General features: G+C 69.3%; 16 protein-coding genes. 1 reads left to right on the forward strand and 15 read right to left on the reverse strand.

The genetic code is table 11. From position 1 onward, the window contains the following. Window positions 1–6: 6 nt before the first annotated feature. From AB0G04_RS02750 to AB0G04_RS02780, 7 genes are all read right to left on the reverse strand, one after another. Window positions 7–1,275 (reverse strand): ABC transporter substrate-binding protein, encoded by a 1,269-nt coding sequence (locus AB0G04_RS02750; RefSeq protein ID WP_360975214.1) that lies wholly within the window; start codon window positions 1,273–1,275, stop codon window positions 7–9. Further along, window positions 1,272–2,228, reverse strand: coding sequence for a branched-chain amino acid ABC transporter permease (locus AB0G04_RS02755; RefSeq protein WP_360976226.1), 957 nt, complete (start codon window positions 2,226–2,228; stop codon window positions 1,272–1,274). The genes AB0G04_RS02750 and AB0G04_RS02755 overlap by 4 nt, the downstream gene beginning before the upstream one ends. 74 nt (window positions 2,229–2,302) lie before the next feature. After that, window positions 2,303–3,181 carry a branched-chain amino acid ABC transporter permease gene (locus AB0G04_RS02760; RefSeq protein ID WP_360975217.1) on the reverse strand — a complete coding sequence of 293 codons (879 nt, stop codon included), beginning with the start codon at window positions 3,179–3,181 and terminating at the stop codon, window positions 2,303–2,305. After that, a complete protein-coding gene (locus AB0G04_RS02765) occupies window positions 3,181–3,900 on the reverse strand; it encodes an ABC transporter ATP-binding protein (protein WP_360975220.1) in 720 nt (239 codons plus the stop codon). Before AB0G04_RS02765 ends, AB0G04_RS02760 begins: the two co-directional genes overlap by 1 nt. Window positions 3,901–4,078: 178 nt before the next feature. Further along, window positions 4,079–4,786, reverse strand: coding sequence for an ABC transporter ATP-binding protein (locus AB0G04_RS02770; protein WP_360975223.1), 708 nt, complete (start codon window positions 4,784–4,786; stop codon window positions 4,079–4,081). 127 nt (window positions 4,787–4,913) lie between these two features. Next, a complete protein-coding gene (locus tag AB0G04_RS02775; protein WP_360975226.1) occupies window positions 4,914–5,573 on the reverse strand; it encodes an alpha-ketoglutarate-dependent dioxygenase AlkB in 660 nt (219 codons plus the stop codon). A 9-nt stretch (window positions 5,574–5,582) separates the two neighbouring features. Further along, on the reverse strand, window positions 5,583–7,148 hold the full coding sequence (locus AB0G04_RS02780; RefSeq protein WP_360975229.1) for an MFS transporter: 1,566 nt from the start codon (window positions 7,146–7,148) through the stop codon (window positions 5,583–5,585). A gap of 89 nt (window positions 7,149–7,237) precedes the next feature. Between AB0G04_RS02780 and AB0G04_RS02785 the strand changes: the two genes are divergently transcribed. Then, a complete protein-coding gene (locus AB0G04_RS02785) occupies window positions 7,238–8,014 on the forward strand; it encodes a TetR/AcrR family transcriptional regulator (RefSeq protein ID WP_360975232.1) in 777 nt (258 codons plus the stop codon). Window positions 8,015–8,114: 100 nt separating this feature from the next. Here the strand turns inward: AB0G04_RS02785 and AB0G04_RS02790 are convergent, their stop codons facing one another. From AB0G04_RS02790 to AB0G04_RS02825, 8 genes are all read right to left on the reverse strand, one after another. Further along, window positions 8,115–8,693 (reverse strand): GNAT family N-acetyltransferase, encoded by a 579-nt coding sequence (locus tag AB0G04_RS02790; RefSeq protein WP_360975235.1) that lies wholly within the window; start codon window positions 8,691–8,693, stop codon window positions 8,115–8,117. Window positions 8,694–8,982: 289 nt separating this feature from the next. After that, a complete protein-coding gene (locus AB0G04_RS02795; RefSeq protein ID WP_360975238.1) occupies window positions 8,983–9,972 on the reverse strand; it encodes a succinate dehydrogenase/fumarate reductase iron-sulfur subunit in 990 nt (329 codons plus the stop codon). Continuing rightward, window positions 9,969–11,864, reverse strand: coding sequence for a fumarate reductase/succinate dehydrogenase flavoprotein subunit (locus AB0G04_RS02800; RefSeq protein ID WP_360975241.1), 1,896 nt, complete (start codon window positions 11,862–11,864; stop codon window positions 9,969–9,971). Before AB0G04_RS02800 ends, AB0G04_RS02795 begins: the two co-directional genes overlap by 4 nt. 87 nt (window positions 11,865–11,951) lie before the next feature. After that, window positions 11,952–12,743: a hypothetical protein gene (locus tag AB0G04_RS02805; RefSeq protein WP_360975244.1), complete on the reverse strand. Its 792-nt coding sequence runs from the start codon at window positions 12,741–12,743 to the stop codon at window positions 11,952–11,954. A gap of 191 nt (window positions 12,744–12,934) precedes the next feature. Next, on the reverse strand, window positions 12,935–14,392 hold the full coding sequence (locus AB0G04_RS02810) for a metallopeptidase TldD-related protein (protein WP_360975247.1): 1,458 nt from the start codon (window positions 14,390–14,392) through the stop codon (window positions 12,935–12,937). Then, window positions 14,389–15,825 (reverse strand): TldD/PmbA family protein, encoded by a 1,437-nt coding sequence (locus AB0G04_RS02815; RefSeq protein WP_360975250.1) that lies wholly within the window; start codon window positions 15,823–15,825, stop codon window positions 14,389–14,391. Before AB0G04_RS02815 ends, AB0G04_RS02810 begins: the two co-directional genes overlap by 4 nt. Window positions 15,826–15,856: 31 nt before the next feature. Further along, window positions 15,857–16,411 (reverse strand): Uma2 family endonuclease, encoded by a 555-nt coding sequence (locus AB0G04_RS02820; RefSeq protein WP_360975253.1) that lies wholly within the window; start codon window positions 16,409–16,411, stop codon window positions 15,857–15,859. 68 nt (window positions 16,412–16,479) lie between these two features. Next, window positions 16,480–18,240 (reverse strand): prolyl oligopeptidase family serine peptidase, encoded by a 1,761-nt coding sequence (locus tag AB0G04_RS02825; protein ID WP_360975256.1) that lies wholly within the window; start codon window positions 18,238–18,240, stop codon window positions 16,480–16,482. Between the last annotated feature and the right edge of the window lie 83 nt (window positions 18,241–18,323).

Below are 18,323 nucleotides of genomic sequence, written 5' to 3' on the forward strand. Positions count from 1 at the left end.
CAGATATTACGCGGTGGGCACGCCGTTTCCGGGAGGTGTCACGGGCTGACCCTGGTACGCGGCGACCGGACCGTCCGCGTCGTCGGTGGTGTACGGCGTACCGAAGAACACCGCCTTGCCCCCTTCGACCTTGGTGAGCCGAGCTCCGCCGTATCCCGAGTGGTCGGTCGCCGAGAAGCGCAGCGGAACCAGGCCGGGGCCTTGGAAGCCGTTCTTCGTCACAGCCTCGAGCAGCTTGTCGCGGGTCACGTCCTTGCCGGCGGCCTGAAGCGCCTGGACGAACAGGTATCCGACGGACATGCCGTACACGATGTTGTTGTCGAACTCAGCGTTGCCGTTGTGCTCCGCGTTGATCTTCTTGAACAGCTGGATCCACGGGTTCGCCTCGTCGGTGTTCAGCGGCAGGTAGTTGGTCGCCACCAAGCCTTCCATCAGCGGGGCGCCGGCGCCGAGCGCCTTGCCGACGGTGGTCGGGTCGGCGCCCACGTTGCTGACGACGAACTGAGGCTTGAAGGCAATCTTTGCCGCTGTGCCGATGCTGAGCGCTGTGAAACCGGGCACAGTCGCGAGAACGACCACCTCACAGCCGGCCGCCTTGAGTGCACCCATCTGCGGTCCGACGTTGGGGTTGCTGGTCACGTAGCTTTCCTTGGCCGCGACCGCCCCGACAACCTTCTCGACGCCGGCCAGGCTGTCCCGGCCGAAGTCGTCGTCCTGGCCGAGGAAGCAGGTCTTCTTCCCGGCCAGGTTCTCCTTGATGTAGGTGCCGAGGATCTTGCCCTCGACCGTGTAGTCCGGGTTGAAGCCGAACGTGCCCGGATACTTGTCGGCCTGGTTCCAGCTGCGGCTGCCGCTGGCCACGAACAGGTCGGGCACCCGGTTTGTCTTGAGGAAGTCGAGCACACCGGTGTGCGTCGGAGTGCCGAGGCCGTTGAGGACCGCGAAGACCTTGTCCTGGAGTACCAGCTCACGCACCACGGTCTGGGTGTTCGCCGGGTTGTACCCGTCGTCCTTGACCTTGTAGGTGATCTTGCGGCCGTGCACGCCGCCGTTCGCGTTGACGTAGTCGAAGTAAGCCTTGGTGGCCGGCGCGATCTTCGAGTAACCGCCCGCTGCCGGGCCGGTCAGCGGCATGTGTGTGCCGACGACGATCTCCGTGTCGGTCACCCCCGGCACGTTCGCGCTGCTGCCCGAGCCGCTGCCGCCGCCGCCGTCCGTGCAGCCGGCTGTCGCCAGCAGCACGACGGACAGGGCCGCCGTCGCAATGCGTTTCATCTGTTCCTCCTGATCAGGCGTGAAATTCGGGATGGGATCGATGCGAGGCCGCCCGGGGCGGCGAGCATGACGACGACGAGCACGACACCGAAGACGATCAGCGCGAGGTTGCCCTCCAGCCGTTGTGACCCGGCATGCTCACCGACGGACTGGGACAGCGCGGGTAGCACCACCAGGAGCAGCGCGCCCCACAGCGCCCCGAAGAGGCTTCCCAGCCCGCCGATGACGATCGCCATGAGCAGGAAGAGAGAGAGCGTCAGCGGGAACGCGCCGGGAGACACGCTCTGCGCGAGGTAGGCGAACAGAGCACCGGCGACACCGGCGCATGCGGCGCTCACCACGAACGCCAGCACCTGGGTACGGGCGATGTTGATCCCGGCCAGCTTGGCCGCGGTCTCGTCGTCCCGGACGGCCCGCAGGTCCCGTCCGAAACGACCGCGCACCAGCAGCGCCAGCAGAAGCACCACGACCAGCGCCGCGGCCCAGCACAGCCAGGCCTGCCACTGCTCGATCGGGTACTGCTCCGGCGGCGGGTTCAGCATCACCGACAGGCCTTGATCGCTGTTGAACGTCTCGTCGAACGTGCTGGTCACCGACGGGACCACGATCGCCACGGCGAGCGTCAGCCCAGCCAGGTACGGCCCGCGCAGCCGGGCCGCGGCCAGACCGATCACCGCACCGACGGCGGTCGTCACCAGCACCGCGAGGGCGAAGCTGAGCGGCAGGTTCTCCCACTTGTTCTGGGACAGCGCCAGCGTGTACGCACCGGTCGCCATCAGTGCGCCGTGCCCGAGCGACAACTGCCCGTTCAGTCCGGTCAGGACGGTCAGTCCCGCCGTCACACAGAAGTAGGCGCCGACGGTGGCCAGCTGATAGTTACGGAACGGCGGCAGCACGTAGGTCAGTGCGACCACCAGCACGGCGCCGACCGCGATCACGATCACCGGATGCACACGCCGGCGGCGTTTCGGTACGGCCTGGCCCGCGTCCGGGACGGATGCCGTGCTCGCCTTGGTTTCCACGTCGGTCACGCCACCCTCGCTTTCGAGCTGGAGAAGAGTCCGCCCGGCTTGCCGAGCAGGACGACCACGAGCAGGGCCAGAACGGCCATCGGAGCGACCGTGACGTCGATGTATCCGCTGACGTACGACAGCAGGACCCCGACGACGAGCCCGCCGACAACCGCACCGATCGGGCTGTCGAGTCCACCCACGACGGCGGCAGCGAACGCCGAGATGAACACCACGTCCATGGCCGTCGGATGCAGCCCCAGTTCGGTGGGGACGACGAGCATCCCGGCGAGCGAGCCGACCGCCGCCGCCAGCGCCCAGCCGAGCGTCAACATGCCGCCCACCGAGACGCCGAGCAGCCTCGAGACGTCCGGGGCGAAGGCCGCTGCCCGCATACGCAGGCCGATGGCGGTGCGTGTGAAGAGAAGCGTCAGGATCACGACGACCGTGCCCACCGCCGCGATGACGAAGAGGTCGTACCGCGACAGCAGCGCGACGCCGCCGACCTCGAAGGCGTCCCGGCTGAACGGCGTCTCGACCGGCAGATACTCGTTGCCGTAGATGATGCCGAGCGTTCCCTGCAGGATCAGGACCAGGCCGAGCGCCACGACCACACCGTTGAGCGGCGACGAGTGGTCCACGAACCGCATCACCACCCGCTCGACGGTGACGCCCAGCGCCAGGCCGGCCAGCAGTGCGACGGCGAATCCGAGCCAGTACGACCCGGTCGCGTTCGTGACCGAGTAGGCGACGTAGACCGCGGCCACCGCCATCGCGCCCTGTGCGAAGTTGACGATCCGGGCCGCTCGCCAGATCAGTACCAGGGCCAGCGCGAACGCCGCATAGACGAGACCGCGGCTGAGCCCGTCGAAGGTCAGATAGATGAATTCGCTCATCAGAACCCCAGGTAGGCGTGACGGAGGTCGGCGTCGTCGCGGAGCACCGAGGCCTTGTTGCGCACCACCACCCGGCCCAGCGACAGCACCACACCCTCGTCCGCGATGGAGAGGGCGCTGCGCACGTTCTGCTCGACCAGCAGGACCGCGAGTCCGGTACGTTCTCGCAGGTCGCGCAACAGGGTCATGATGTGCCGGGTCACCTTCGGTGCGAGACCGAGTGACGGCTCGTCGAGCAGCAACAGGCGCGGCCGCCCGATCAGTGCCCGGCCGAGCGCCAGCATCTGCCGTTCACCGCCGGAGAGCTGATGTCCCGCGAAGGTCCGGCGCTGCGCCAGCGGCGGGAACAACTCGTAGACCTCGTCGAGTGCCTTCTTGGCGTCGGCTCGGTCGCGCCGCCACAGGCCACCAAGCCGCAGGTTCTCGTCGACGGTCAGCTCGGTGACGACGCCCCGGCCCTCCGGCACATGGGCGATGCCGCGCCGGACGAGATGCTCCACCTTGGTGCCGGCGAGGTCGGTACCGTCCAGCAGGACCCGGCCGCGACTGCTCCGGACCAGGCCGGACAGGGTGCGCAGGAGGGTAGTCTTGCCGGCGCCGTTCGCCCCGAGCACGGCCACGATCTCTCCCGGTTGGACGGTGAGGTCCACGTCGTGCAGGACCGGTGCCGCGCCGTACCCGGCGGTGAGGCCTTCGACCTGCAGCAACGCGCCGCTCATCGGTCGCCTTCCGTCAGTTCCGGGGTACGCGTGATCATCGGCGCTCCTCCTTCGGGGCCGCTCTGGGTTGGTGTCTCGGGTACGCCGAAGGAAGCCGGGAGATCACGGCTTTTCGGATATGTGAGGTCAGAGGCCGGTCCGGCCTCTGGCGACGTGCGGTGATGCGGGAACGAAGGCGTCAGGCAGCCACGCCGAGATAGGCCTCGGTGACCTTCGGGTTGGCGCTGATCTCGGCCGGTGAGCCGAGGGCGATCGGCTTGCCGAAGTCGAGCACCAGGATCTCGTCGCAGACCGACATCACCAGATCCATGTGATGCTCGACCAGGAGCACGGTGGTGCCGGTCGCCTTGATCAGGTTGCCGAGCCAGGCGATCTCGTCGGCGTCCAGGCCACCGGCCGGTTCGTCGAGCATCAGGATGCGTGGCTTCGCTGCCAGGGCGCGGGCCAGCTCGATGCGTTTGCGGATCGCGTACGGCAGCGCGCCCGGATAGGCGGCGGCGTAGCGCGCGACGCCGCACCGCTCCAGAGCGGCCAGCGCCTCGGACTCCGCGTGCCGGTGCCGGGCGCCGACCGTGACGTTCTCCAGCACTGTCATGCCGGCGAACTGGCCGACCCCCTGGAGTGTCCGGGAGATCCCGAGACGACTCAGGTGGTGCGGGCGGGGCCGCCATGGTTGCCCGTCCAGCGTGAGCGACCCGGAGGTCGGCTGCACGAAACCACAGATGACGTTGAAGAGGGTGGTTTTACCCGCCCCGTTCGGCCCGATGACGCCGACGATCCGTCCCGGCGCCACGCGCAGGGAAACGTTCTCGAGAGCGGTCAGGCCGCCGAAGCGGACGGTGATGTCGTGGAGCGCAAGCTCCTTGAGCGGGGGTTCTGTTGACATGGCCGCCTCACCGGACCGGTGAATGTCCTGTGTGGGAGATGGAGCCTCAACTATTTACACTTGGAGTGTAACTTTCTCGGCGGACTCGTCAACCACTTGCAATGCCCCTGTTACCGGAGGGTTCTGATCAGGCCACGCCACGCGGGCGGAACTGCACACTGATGCGTGGTCCGACCGGCTTTGCGGTCTTCGGCACGGCATGCTCCCAGGTGCGCTGACAGGAGCCGCCCATCACGATCAGATCGCCGTGGCCCAGAGGGAATCGCAGGGTCTCGTGCCCGCCGGCGCGTGGTCGGAGCATCAGGTTGCGCGGAGACCCGAACGAGACGATCGCGACCATCGTGTCCTCGGTCGCCGACCGGCCGATGGTGTCACCGTGCCAGGCCACGCTGTCACGGCCGTCGCGGTAGAGGCACATGCCGGCGGTCACGAACTCCTCGCCCAGCTCGGTGGTGTAGTGCCGGTTGAGCTCGGTCCGGGCCGCGGTCAGTGCGGGATGTGGCAGAGGCTCCCGCGGACCGAACCAGCGCAGCAGCCGGGGGACATCGACGACGTCGTCATACATTCGTCGCCGCTCGGCCCGCCAGTCGATGCCGAGCAGGGTCTCGAAGACCGCATCGGAGCCGCGCAGCCAGCCGGGAAGCACGTCGACCCAGGCCCCCGCGGTGAGCTGATGGCGGGTGAGGTGGCCGGTCAAGGACCCGGCCACCTCACCCGGAACCTCGCCCTGCCCGGAGGTCTGACCGGCCATCAGGTCGAGCAGTGAAGGTTGGTACGTGCTGGTCATGCCGCGATGTTAGTACTGACGTTCGATCCCGGCGGGCTGAGAGACCGAATCTGTGGATAACTTTTTCGCGGTTTCGGCTTCTGTGGACGACGGATCGGCTGCCCCGGGAACCGTGGCAGGCTTCGGGCGTAGCACCGCGGCGGCCAGGATCGCCGCCGCGATTCCGCCCACCACACCGACCAGAGAGGTGACCGCGATGGCCTCGACGAAAGCGGCCCGTGCCGCGTCCGCCAGCCCGGCGTTCCCGGTGGTGGTCGCGACCCCCAGTGCGTCACCCAGCGAGTCACGCGCCGGCCCGGTCACGCCCGTCGGCATCGACGCTCGATAGGCAGTGGTCAGCAGACTCCCGAGCACCGCGACGCTGAGCGCCGTCCCGATCTGCTGCACCGTGTCGTTTACTGCCGACCCGACCCCCGCCCGCTCCGGAGGCAACGCACCGAGCAGCGTGCCCACCGCGGCAGGCGAGGCCACGCCGCTGCCCATGCCGATGATCACCAGCGCCGCGGCGAGCTTCAGGTAACCGTCGGCCGGGTCGAGCGACGCGAGCACCGCGAAACCGCCCGCGACCAGCAGCAGACCGGCGGACAGCGCGACGCGCGCCCCGAACCGTTTGTCCACCACTACGCCGATGCCGTTGAACGCCATCGTCGTCACGATCATCGGAATGAACGCGGCGCCCGCCTTCATCGGCTCATATCCGAGGACGAACTGGAGGTATTGCGTGATCGCCAGCATGACGCCACCGGCCGAGAAGGACAGGAGCAGCAGTGCGAGGCTGGCTCCCCGGAAGTTGCGATCCCGGAAGAGCGACATCGGCAGCATCGGTTCGCGAACACGTCGCTCCCACACGGTGAATCCGATCAGCGCGATCAGCGCGACGGTGAAGCCGCCGATGGTGCGGAACGACTCCCAGCCATGCTCGGGTGCCGAGATCACCCCCCAGACGAGGGCGGTCATGCCGATCATGGAGAGCAGCGCGCCGACCGTGTCGGGACGGCCGGCCGGGCCTCGTGACTCGGGGATGATGACCAGTGCGGCCACGATGCCGAGCACCGCGATCGGGATGTTGAGCAGGAAGACCGATCCCCACCAGAAGTGTTCCAGCAGGAGGCCGCCCAGCGTCGGGCCGCCCAGGGCGCCGAGCATCAGCACCGAGCTCCAGATGGCGATCGCTTTCTTGCGCTCGTCCTCGTCGAAGACCGTAGTCAGGATGGCGAGCGTGCCTGGCATCAGGAAGGCCGCCCCGAGGCCCATCAGTCCACGGACCGTGATCAGTTGGCCGGGTGTCTGGCAGATGGTGGCCAAGGCTGATGCCCCGCCGAAGACGGCAAGGCCGATGACCAGACCCAGGCGCCGGCCATGTCGATCCGAGAGGCTGCCCGCAGTGAGCAGCAGTCCGGCGAAGACCAGGATGTAGGCGTCGATGATCCACTGAATGTCGGCGGTGCTCGCACCCAGGTCGCGGATGAGTGCTGGGATCGCGATGTTCAGCACCATGTTGTCCACCACGACCACGAGCAGGCTGAGGCAGAGCACACCCAGAATCAGCCAGCGGCGTGGATGACGTTCGGCCATCGATTTTCCTCTCTCGTACGGCGTTCGATTGGGCTCGCACACCGTACCAGTGGACTCGAACACTGTGCGAGCCCCTTTAGGATGGCTGCATGGCCGACTTCACCGATTCGGTGTGGACCCGCCCCGCGCGGCCCCGCACCGGTCAGCCGACCCTCAGCCGGGAGCAGATCGTCCGCGCGGCAATCGAACTTCTCGACGCGGAGGGCGCTACGGGGCTGAGCATGCGTCGTCTCGGCGCCCGGCTCGGTTCTGGCGCCACCTCGCTCTACTGGCACGTCGCCACCAAGGACGACCTGCTCGAGCTGGCCGTCGACGAGGTGATGGGGGAGGTCTACGTGCCCGAGGTCGGAGACACGCCCTGGCGGGTCGGGGTCTCCGTGATGGCCAACGGGATGCGGGCCATGCTGCTGCGGCACCCGTGGGTGATCGGCCAGCTCGGCACACGGCCGACCATCGGGCCCAACGTGCTGCGGATGAGCAACCGCAGCGTGGCGCTGCTCTCCGCAGCCGGATTCAGCGGGCCCACGCTGTCACACGTGCATTCGCTGATCACCGCGCACGTGATCGGATCGACCACGACCGAGACCGCTGTCGGGGCCGCCGTCCGCCGGGCCGGGAAGTCCGCCGCTGAGCTTAGGGAGTCGCTCCAGCCGTTCATGGACAAGACCGCTGAGCAGTACCCCGAGTACGCCCGGTGGAGGGAGGAGGACGGCGTCCGGGACATGGAACCCGAGCAGGTCTGGGATCAGAGCTTCGGCTTCGGGCTGGACCGTATTCTCGACGGTCTCGACCTCTGGCTGGCCCAGCAGCATGCGCGTACCGGCGACAGCGACCAGCAGCCGCCCGGCACCCCGCCGATCTCGTGAGTTTCGGGCGGGACGCCCCGCCCGAGACTCACAACTTGCCGCGGCCGGCAAGCTGCCGCAGCCCGGCAAGCTGCCGCAGCCCGGCAAGCTGCCGCAGCCCTCAGGCTGCGGGATCGGTGGCCAGGCGGGCGTGTGCATGCATGTCGTGCCAGCCGTCGGCGTGGAGTGCCTCGCTTCGTTTGGTGCCCTCGGGGAGAAAGCCACAGCGCTGTGCCACCCGGCACGACGCAAGGTTGGCGGTGGAGTGGCTGAGTTCCAGTCGATGCAGCCCCAGCGTCTCGAACGACCAGGTGGTCAGCGCCGTCAAGGACCGCGGGGCCAGGCGCCGGCCACGGGCGTCCGGCAGGATCCAGTAGGAGATGGAGGCCAGGCCCTCGTCGAGGTCTATCCGGCGTAGACCGACCTGGCCGGCCACCGCACCGTCGTCGACCACCGCCCAGGAGGCCGCAGTCTCCGCCTGCCAGCGTCGGGGCCACTGCTCGATCCAGTCCCGGGCCTCGGCGGCGGTGACACTACGGGTGTGCCACCGCTGGATAGCCGGATCGGTGAAGGCCGCCACCACCGCCTCGTGGTCGTCGGTGTGCCAGGGACGTAGCAACACGCCCTTCCCAGCGATCTCCGGCTGGTTGATCGAGGTGAGAGAACCCGCGGGCAGCGCGGGCGTCACGAGCGAGGGCACCTCGCGACTCTAGGCCGTTCCCTGGTCCGGCGAAAACGCGCCGCGGTGCCGGCGGGCCGAGACGAAGAGGGACTGCCGGCGGCCAAGGCGAAGAGGCGAACCGGGAGCGAAGAGGTGGGCCGGAGGCGAGGAGGCGGGTCGGAGGCGAGGAGGCGGGCCGGGATCGAAGAGGCGAGCCGAGCCGAAGGAGCCGCCGCCGGTAGGACGGCGGCAGGGCATTCGCTACAGAGAAAGACGGAACGCTCCACCCGTACAAGAAGGGTGAAGCGTTCCGTTTGCGGCAGAACGGCTAGTGGCCGACGGGCCGGTCCGGGTCGGGGTGCTGGTATGTGACCTGCTCGGGCGGCAGCGGGAAGCTGACGTCCTCGCCGAAGGGGGACATGCCGCCCTGCTGGGGTGCCAGGAGTTCGGCGACGTCCATGCGGCCGTCGGGGCCGGTCGGGGCGGTTTCCGGTGGGCGGACGCTCGAGTTCGGGACGCCGCCGGAGGTGCCGGCGACGCCGACCGTCGAGCTGGGGGCCATGTTCTCGAGCTGATCGCGCCGGAAGATCTTGCGGCCGAGCCAGACCAGGGGGTCGTAGCGCCGGTCGACCACACGTTCCTTCATCGGGATGATCGCGTTGTCAGTGATCTTGATGTGTTCCGGGCAGACCTCGGTGCAGCACTTGGTGATGTTGCAGAGGCCGAGGCCCTGGCTGGCCTGTGCGTACTCTTTCCGGTCCTCGAGTGAGTCGAGCGGATGCATGTCCAGCTCGGCGGCGCGGATGAAGTAGCGCGGGCCGGAGAAGGCCGGCTTGTTCTCGTCGTGGTCGCGGATCACGTGGCAGGTGTTCTGGCAGAGGAAGCACTCGATGCACTTCCGGAACTCCTGGCTGCGTTCCACGTCGACCTGCTGCATCCGGTACTCGCCGGGGGCGACGCCGGGCGGCGGGGCGAACGCGGGTGTCTCCCGTGCCTTCTCGTAGTTGAAGGACACATCGGTGACCAGGTCACGGATCACCGGGAAGGTCCGGATCGGGGTGATCGTGATGGTCTCGTTCGCTTCGAACGTCGACATCCGGGTCATGCAGCCGAGTCGCGGCTTGCCGTTGATCTCCATCGAGCACGAGCCGCACTTGCCGGCCTTGCAGTTCCACCGGCAGGCCAGGTCGGGGGTCTCGGTGGCCTGCAGCCGGTGGATGATGTCGAGGACCACCTCGCCCTCGTTCACCTCGACGTCGAAGTCGCGCAGGTCGCCGCCCGACGCGTCGCCGCGCCAGACACGGAAGTGGCGTTTCACTCTGCCTCCACCTCGGCCAGTTCCTCATCGGTCAGGTATTTCGCCAGCTCGCTGCGCTCGAACAGGTTGAACAGCTCCTCGCGCATGCGCGGCACCGGCTTGCGTTCCAGGTGCACCTCGCCGGTCTCCTCGAGCGAGCAGACCAGGTTGATGCGCCGCCATTCGGGGCTCATCTTCGGGAAGTCCTCGCGGGTGTGACCGCCGCGCGACTCCTCCCGTTCGAGGGCCGCCTTGGCCGTGCACTCCGAGACGACGAGCATGTTGCGCAGGTCGATGGCGAGATGCCAGCCCGGGTTGTACCGCCGCCCGCCGGCCGCGCTGACGTTCGCGACACGTACCCGCAGCTCCTGCAGGCGCTTGAGCGCGTCACTCAGCTCGCCCTCGCGCCGGATGATGCCGACGAGGTCACCCATGACTGCCTGAAGATCCTGCTGCAGCGTGTACGGATTCTCGCCCCCTTCACGGACCAGCGGAGCGAGGGCCACCTCGACGGCACTGGCCACGTCGACCTTCGACGGCTTCGGGCGTACGCCCAGTGCCTCCACGTAGGCGGCCGCGTGCTCACCCGCCCGCTTGCCGAAGACCAGCAGGTCGGAGAGCGAGTTGCCGCCGAGCCGGTTGGACCCGTGCATGCCGCCGGACACCTCGCCGGCCGCGAACAGGCCCTGCACCGTGCCGAACGCCGCGGCGCTGTCCGGGTCGACCTCGACGCCGCCCATCACGTAGTGGCAGGTCGGGCCGACCTCCATCGGCTCCTTGGTGATGTCGACGTCGGCCAGCTCCTTGAACTGGTGATGCATCGACGGCAGCCGCCGGATGATCTGCTCGGCCGGCATCCGGCTCGCGATGTCCAGGAACACCCCACCGGCGGGGCTGCCACGACCCGCTTTGACCTCGCTGTTGATGGCCCGGGCCACCTCGTCGCGGGGCAGCAGCTCGGGTGGGCGCCGGTTGTTGTCGGCGTCGGTGTACCAGCGGTCGGCCTCCTCCTCCGTCTCCGCGTACTGCTTGCGGAAGACATCGGGGACGTAGTCGAACATGAACCGCTTGCCCTCGGAGTTGCGCAGCACCCCGCCGTCACCACGGACCGACTCGGTGACCAGGATGCCCTTCACGCTGGGCGGCCAGACCATGCCGGTCGGGTGGAACTGCAGGAACTCCATGTTGATCAGGGTCGCTCCGGCGCGCAGGGCCAGCGCGTGGCCGTCGCCGGTGTACTCCCAGGAGTTCGAGGTGACCTTGTAGCTGCGGCCGACGCCGCCGGTGGCCAGCACCACGGCCGGCGCCTCGAAGAGGACGAACTCGCCGGACTCCCGGTAGTAACCGAAAGCCCCGGCCACCCGGTCGCCGTCGAGCAGCAGGTCGGTGATCGTCGTCTCCTGGAAGACCCGGATCCGGGAGTCGTAGCTGCCGGTCTCCGCGAAGTCCTCCTGCTGCAGCGACACGATCTTCTGCTGCAGGGTACGGATCAGTTCCAGTCCGGTCCGGTCGCCGACGTGGGCGAGGCGCGGGTACTCGTGGCCACCGAAGTTGCGCTGCGAGATCTTGCCGTCCTTGGTCCGGTCGAAGAGCGCGCCGTACGTCTCCAGCTCCCAGATCCGTTCCGGCGCCTCTTTGGCGTGCAGTTCGGCCATCCGGAAGTTGTTCAGGAACTTGCCGCCCCGCATGGTGTCCCGGAAGTGCACCATCCAGTTGTCTTTGCTGTTCACGTTGCCCATGGCAGCCGCGGCGCCGCCCTCGGCCATCACCGTGTGCGCCTTGCCGAACAGCGACTTCGAGATGATCGCGGTGCGTTTGCCGGCGAGCCGGGCCTCGATCGCCGCGCGCAGGCCGGCGCCACCGGCCCCGATCACGACGACGTCGTACAGGTGTCGTTCGATCGTGGTGCTCATCGCTCCGCCTCTGCTGCGCTCCGGCTGCGCGACGAGGGTTCGGCGCCGCCTGATGATTCGCTCGCGAACTCGCTCATTGCCGCCTCCTCAGTTGATGATGCGCAGGTCGTTGAACCAGTCGGCGGCGAGACCCATGATGTAGAAATCGGTCAGTGCCAGGGTGCCGAGCGTGATCCAGGCCAGCTGCATGTGGCGGGTGTTGAGCTTGGACACGAAGGTCCAGAACCGGTAACGGACCGGGTGCTTGGAGAAGTGCTTCAGCCGGCCACCGGCGATGTGCCTGCAGGAGTGACAGGACAGGGTGTACGCCCACAGCATGATCACGTTGATCCAGAGGATCACGTTGCCGAGGCCGAGCCCGGTGCTCTGCGCCACGACCGCGTCCCAGGTGTTGATCACTGAGATGATCACGGCGGCGTAGAACGCGTACCGGTGGGCGTTCTGGAAGATCAGCGGGAAGCGGGTCTCACCGGAGTAGGTCTTGTGCCCGTCCGGGACCGCGCACGCCGGCGGCGACAGCCAGAACGCCCGGTAGTACGCCTTCCGGTAGTAGTAGCACGTCAACCGGAAGAGCAGCAGGAACGGCAGCGTGAACGCCGCCTCCGGGATGAGGAAGAAGTTCGGCAGCGGAGTGCCGAACATCGCCGCCTCACCGCAGCGATCGGTGATGCAGGGCGAATAGAACGGAGTCAGATAGTGGTACTCCGGTACGAAGAAATTCGAGTGCATGAACACCCGGACGGTGGCGTAGGTGACCCACGCGCCCAGGCCGATAAAGGTCACCAGAGGCGCAAGCCACCACCGGTCGGTACGCAAGGTCCGCGCCGCGATCGCCGCGCGCGCCTTGCCGCCGCCCGGCGTCGTTGCCGTCGTCGTCATTCCATCTCCCTGACAGTGCCGTGTGCAGGGTCGCGATACGACGTGGTCAAGGCACAGTGATGCCCCACTCCGCCGTCGCGTCACGACAGTGATGTGGGGCACACGTTACGCCGAAGGTCTGACTCTTTGCGGACTGGGTCACAAAAACATCATCCCGACGCGCAGAGATCATCGCCAATGGAGTACTTGATCTATCCCGAGGCGTTGCCCGTGACGTTCCACCCGGCCAGGTGCAGGGCCGGAGCGGCGTAGCGGGCCCGGCCCCACGACTCCGGCAGCAACACCGTCTCGGCGCCGATCCCGAGCACCCGGCCGGGGCCGAGCGCCCGCGGATAGGACTGGGTGAACCGGACGTTGCTCACCGCCGAGACGATCTCGCCGTCCTCCACGAGCCAGACCCCGTTGCGGGTCAGGCCGGTGATCACGAGCGTTTTCGGATCGAGCACCCGGGTGTACCAGAGATCGGTGATCAGCAGGCCGCGGCGCATCCCGGCGACCAGCGGGCGAGCGGAACCGGCGATCGATCCGGTGCCTCCGGTCCCCGGCCCGGAGCCCGGCAGGGGAGCGGCCTCCAGGCGTACGTGCGTGGCGCGCGGCCCCCACGAGCGGGACACCGGCGACGCGTGCCCGGTCGACTCGGCGCCGGCCAGCGCGGCGGACGTGCGGTCGTGGGTCACCGCGGTCGTCACCCCGTCCCGGACCAGCACCAGCGTGCGGCGTGGCGTGCCCTCGTCGTCGAACGGCAGGTCGGCGGCCGGCTCCTCGCGGCTGCCGAGCGGCTCGTCCACGATCGTCACCGACGGGTCGAACTGCTCCTTGCCCAGCTCGGCGAAGCTCTGCTGCTGGTGGTGGGCCTTGCCGTCGAACCCGAAGACCGCCAGGTTCTCCAGCACGTCACGGACCGCGTCCGGCTCGAGGACCACCTCGTAGTCGCCGGGCGGGAGCTCCACCGGCCCGCGGGCGGCCCGTGCCTTGGCCGCGGCCCGGGCGCCGAGCACCGCGCCGTCCAGATCGGCCAGCCGGGCGGCAGCCAGCCGGGCCACCCCGTCGGCCCCGTCACAGCGGGCGATGCCGTCCATCGCGGCCTCGGCCGTGCGGCCCTCGACCGCCTGGCCCGCGCTGTTGGCGAAGGCCGCCGACACATAGACCGTGCGGCAGTAACCGGCCGTCTCCAGCCCGCCGGCCGCCCGCACGAAGTCGCCGACCCGCTCGGCCCGCTCGGCCGGATCTGCCCGCGCGGTCGCCTCGTCGAACCCGAACGCCAGGCCGGACCGTTCACCGGAACCCGGATGGCCGGCCGACAACCGCAGGGGCGCCGGGGGTGCCAGGCCGGCCCAGGACCGGTCGACCGGAGACACCCGCACCGCGGCGAGTGTCCGCTCGACCAGCGCCCGCAGGCCGTCGGGGCTGGTCACGGTGGTGGAACCACCGGCTGTGCGGCCCTCGGCGTGCAACCGCAATCGGACCCCGGTCGCGGCCGAGGCCACGTTCTGATGGATCGTCGAGTTCGCGAACCGGGTCAGCGCCTCGGCGTCGTGCCGGACGTTCACCTCGGCCTCCGCCGACCGGCCGGCCAGTTCCCGGACGATCTCGATGACCCGGGCCGCCAGCTCCAGCTCGGCTCCGGCCCGTCCACCCTCGCCGCTCATCCCCGCACCCCCACCCGTACGTTCGTGAACCGGGCCGGCGCCGCCGGGTGCCCGGTGTGCCCGATCTGGCCGGGCTGCCCCTTGCCGCAGTTGGGTGTGCCCCACGCGATCGTCTCGCTGGAGAGCATGTCCATCGACTGCCAGAACCGCGGCCCGATGCCGGTGTAGGTCGGGTTGCGCAGCATCCGCCCCAGCTTGCCGTTCTTGATCTCGTAGCCGATCTCGCAGCCGAACTGGAAGTTGAGCCGCCGGTCGTCGATCGACCAGGACCGGTTGACGTCCATGAACACGCCGTCGTCGGTGGCCGCGATGATCTCGTCGAGGGTGTGCGGGCCCGGCTCCAGGCCGACGTTCGTCATCCGCACCATCGGCAGGCGGGACCAGCCGTCGGACCGGACGCTGCCCGCGTAGTCCAGGCCGGCGACCGCCGCCGAGTCGCGCCCGGCCAGCACCCCCACCCACAGGCCGTCGCGGACCGCGTGCCGTTTCGCCGCCGGCGTGCCCTCGTCGTCGAAGCCGAAGCTGCCCAGCGCGCCCGGGAAGGTGGGGTCGATCGTGATGTTCATCAGCTCGGACCCGTAGCGCAGCGAACCCAGCCGGCTCAGGTCGAGCCAGCTCGTGCCGGCGAACGCGGCCTCCCAGCCGAGGATCCGGTCAAGTTCGATGGCGTGACCGACCGACTCGTGGATCTGCAGGGCCAGCTGCTCGCCGCCGAGCACCAGGTGCGTCTCGCCGGACGGGCAGAGCGGCGCGGTCAGCAGTGCCCGGGCCTCCTCGGCCATCCGTGGGGCGTTGCCGACCAGGTCGATCTCGTCGACCAGCTCCCAGCCGCGGGTGCCGAACTGACCGCGGTGCGACGGCCAGGACCGGCGCTGCACCTCGCCGTCGCCGATGGCGATCGCCGTGACACCGGCGCCGCACTCGCGGATGTGCTGGTCGATGCGGTGGCCCTCGCTCGAGGCGAACCACTTGCGGGTGTCCCAGATCGCGTAGTTGGCCTCGGCCACGTCGGCGCCGGCGGCCTTCGCCGCGGCGGTCGCCCGGACCAGCAGGTCGCCCTTGTCGGAGAGCGGAACGCTCAGCGGATCGATCACGCAGTCGCTGGCCCAGCTCGCGGTCACGGCCGGGGACGGCATCAGGTCGGCCGGCGGGCCCGGGACCGCGGCGCTCGCGGCGGCGATCTGAGCGGCGCGTCTCCCGGCCGCACGGGCGGAGGGTTCGGAAAGATCGGGTACGGCGTAGAAGCCCCAGCTGGAGCCGACCAGGGCCCGCACTCCCAGCCCGGAACTCTCGTCGAAGCCGAGGTCCTCGACGTCGCCGTCACGGGCCGACATGGTCTCGGATCGTCTGATCATCACCCTGGCGTCGGCATAGCGGGCGCCCGCGTCGAGTGCGGCCTGCACCGCCGCCCCCGCCTCATCGAAGTGGGTCATGACCCGACCCTATGCGCCGGGTGCGACAGTTTCAGCGAGGCGGCAGCAGATCCGCCGGATCGATGGTCACGGCCACGGGCTCGGTCAGCTCCAGCAACTCGCCCGGGGCGGCCTTGGCATGCTCCGAGTACCTGTCACCGTCCAGCCGGTAGAGGTGGAAGGACTCGGTCCGGGGATCGATCAGCAGGTACCACGGGATTCCTGCCTCCGCGTAGAAGCGCATTTTCCGGACCGTGTCGGTCGACGCGTTCGACGGCGAGACGACCTCGAAGATCAGCTTCACCACGGTGGCGTCGGACACCGATTCCTGAAAGTTGACCTCCGTGGTGACGGCGAAGTCGGGGATGCGAATGTGGCCGGTCCGGAGACGGACGCCGATTCCTGGAAACGCGTACAACCCGGCTTCGCGTGCCACGGCGTGCAACAGGGCTTGGAGGCCCCCGACGATGTGCTGGTGCCCGATTGTCGGGGGTGGGCTCACTTCCAGGCTCCCGTCGAAAAGCTCGATTCGCTCGGGCGTTTCGCCGATGGCCAGATACTCCGACTCGGTCCAGTGACGGTCTTCGAGGTGGAGGGCAGTCGTCATGGCGTCTCCCGGGTTGTCGGACGACCATAGTCGCATGCGATCATGCTCCATGACAACCTCCCTGGTGACTACCACCCCTGCAGGAAGGTTAGCTCCTCGTGGAAGGTCGCGGCCGGACACGACGGGAAGCCGTCCAGCTCCGCGCCGACCAGCAGCACGTCCGGGGACGACCCGGCCTCACGCAGCGAGTGGTGGGAGTAGACGTCCGGTGAGTCGGCCCGGTCACCCAGATAGCGCTCCGCGACCGGTGCCGGGACCTGCGCCCAGTCGGTGACCGGCCGCCGGGCCACCGCACGGTGGAACTCCTCCGGCCGGCGCAGCACGGCGAGTGCGGCCAGCCATCCGCCCAGCCCGGTGCCGAGCACCGCGACCCGGCCCAGGTCCAGGTCCGGATGCTTGCCGTGCAGGGCCCGCAAGGCGTCGGCCTGATCGCTCAGCACCACGTCGGCGAGCCGCCGGTACACCGCCTTCTCGAAGCTGGGCGCCACCCCGGGCGTACCGCGGGAATCGACGCTGACCACCACGAACCCGGAGTCGGCGAACCGCTGTCGTTCCCGCCACGCCGCCGGGTCCGCAAGGATCTGCTGGTGTCCCGGCCCGTCGCCCAGGGTGAGCAGTACCGGAAGCCGGGTCCCGCCGACATGTCCGGTGGGGTAAAGGACCGCCGACGGCAGCTGCCGGTCGGTGACCCGTCCGAACACCGTGCGAAGTCCGCCGGACGCCTCGGGCCGGTCCGACCGCAGCGTGATCACCCGGTCGCCGTGCCATACCCGGTTGCCGGCGACCATCACGTCCCCGCCGACGGTGACGCGGTCGTCGCCGGTCAGCACCGCGACCCGGGTGACCTCCGGCCCGCCGCCACCGAGCGACGTGCGTACGCGCAGCACCTCGCGGACCGCTGGGTCGCCCATGCTGCCCTCGACGATCAGGTCCGGCGCCCCGGCCGGGCCGCCCTCGCGGGGCAGTGTCCCGGCCACCCGGCGCACGTAGAGGCCGGGCGGCGTCAGCAGGCTGCCGTCGGCGAAGAGGCAGCGGGCGTCGAACCCGTCGTGCGCCAGTTCGCCGCCGACCAGCACCCGGCCGTCCGGCAGGTGCCGTGGCGTGCCCGGGATCGGCTCCACCCAGCGGGCGTCGGCCAGTTCGGCGTGCACCTGCGTCTCACCGGTGCGCGGATCGATCGAGAGGACGAGGCCGTGCTGCTGCATCCGGCGCAGGACGGTGATCAGCGGGCCACCGCCGGCCCAGCGGACCTGGGCCAGGTGCGGATAGGTCTCCCGGTCCCAGTGGACGTCCACCCAGCCGTGATCCAGATCGAGCAGATGCAGGCTCACCGTCCGGGCGCTGCGCACGGCCAGGATCTGCGACCCGTCCGGAGACCACCACCATCCCCGGGTACGCCCGAACTCGCCCGCGTGAGTCCCCGGCATCCCCCACGAGATCGTCCCGCCGTGCTCGCGCCACGCGTTGCCCGGTTCGCCGGCCAGCAGCCGGTCGCCCTCCGCCCCGGTGACGTGCAGTGACGCCGCGCCGTCCGGATCGGTCACGTACGCGATGGCACCGCCGAGCGGGTCGGGCCGGGCATCGAAGGCGGGCCCGGCGGCCGGCACCTCGGTGATCGTGCCGGTGGCCAGGTCGGCCCGAAACAACCGGCCGTCGCGGAGCACGGCGGCGATCCGGGCGTCGCGGTCGGTCGCGTACGAGTCGACCGGCCCGTCCGCGACCCGGCGTTCGACCCCGGCGGGGAGGTCCAGCTGCCAGAGTCCGGACGAGCGGAGGAACACGACTCGGGCACCATCGGCCCCGACGGTCACGGCGTACGGATGCTCCACGCCCCCAGCATCGCCGATCGGGGGCGACTCGCGCCGGGCAAACCGCGGGCTGGTGAGCCGAACCTGTCGGTGGTCGCGCGTAC

Origin of the sequence: Actinoplanes sp. NPDC023801 (assembly GCF_040639655.1) — a bacterium.
In the GTDB taxonomy this organism is placed as follows: Bacteria; Actinomycetota; Actinomycetes; order Mycobacteriales; family Micromonosporaceae; genus Actinoplanes.

Bases quoted from the DNA above. Each gene is read 5' to 3' on its own strand.
- AB0G04_RS02810 (WP_360975247.1), bottom strand. From the start codon at position 14,392: ATGAGCGGCGAGGGTGGACGGGCCGGAGCCGAGCTGGAGCTGGCGGCC.
- AB0G04_RS02770 (WP_360975223.1), bottom strand. From the start codon at position 4,786: ATGTCAACAGAACCCCCGCTCAAGGAGCTTGCGCTCCACGACATCACC.
- AB0G04_RS02805 (WP_360975244.1), bottom strand. From the start codon at position 12,743: ATGACGACGACGGCAACGACGCCGGGCGGCGGCAAGGCGCGCGCGGCG.
- AB0G04_RS02785 (WP_360975232.1), top strand. From the start codon at position 7,238: ATGGCCGACTTCACCGATTCGGTGTGGACCCGCCCCGCGCGGCCCCGC.
- AB0G04_RS02815 (WP_360975250.1), bottom strand. From the start codon at position 15,825: ATGACCCACTTCGATGAGGCGGGGGCGGCGGTGCAGGCCGCACTCGAC.
- AB0G04_RS02750 (WP_360975214.1), bottom strand. From the start codon at position 1,275: ATGAAACGCATTGCGACGGCGGCCCTGTCCGTCGTGCTGCTGGCGACA.
- AB0G04_RS02775 (WP_360975226.1), bottom strand. From the start codon at position 5,573: ATGACCAGCACGTACCAACCTTCACTGCTCGACCTGATGGCCGGTCAG.
- AB0G04_RS02800 (WP_360975241.1), bottom strand. From the start codon at position 11,864: ATGAGCACCACGATCGAACGACACCTGTACGACGTCGTCGTGATCGGG.
- AB0G04_RS02765 (WP_360975220.1), bottom strand. From the start codon at position 3,900: ATGAGCGGCGCGTTGCTGCAGGTCGAAGGCCTCACCGCCGGGTACGGC.
- AB0G04_RS02760 (WP_360975217.1), bottom strand. From the start codon at position 3,181: ATGAGCGAATTCATCTATCTGACCTTCGACGGGCTCAGCCGCGGTCTC.
- AB0G04_RS02780 (WP_360975229.1), bottom strand. From the start codon at position 7,148: ATGGCCGAACGTCATCCACGCCGCTGGCTGATTCTGGGTGTGCTCTGC.
- AB0G04_RS02820 (WP_360975253.1), bottom strand. From the start codon at position 16,411: ATGACGACTGCCCTCCACCTCGAAGACCGTCACTGGACCGAGTCGGAG.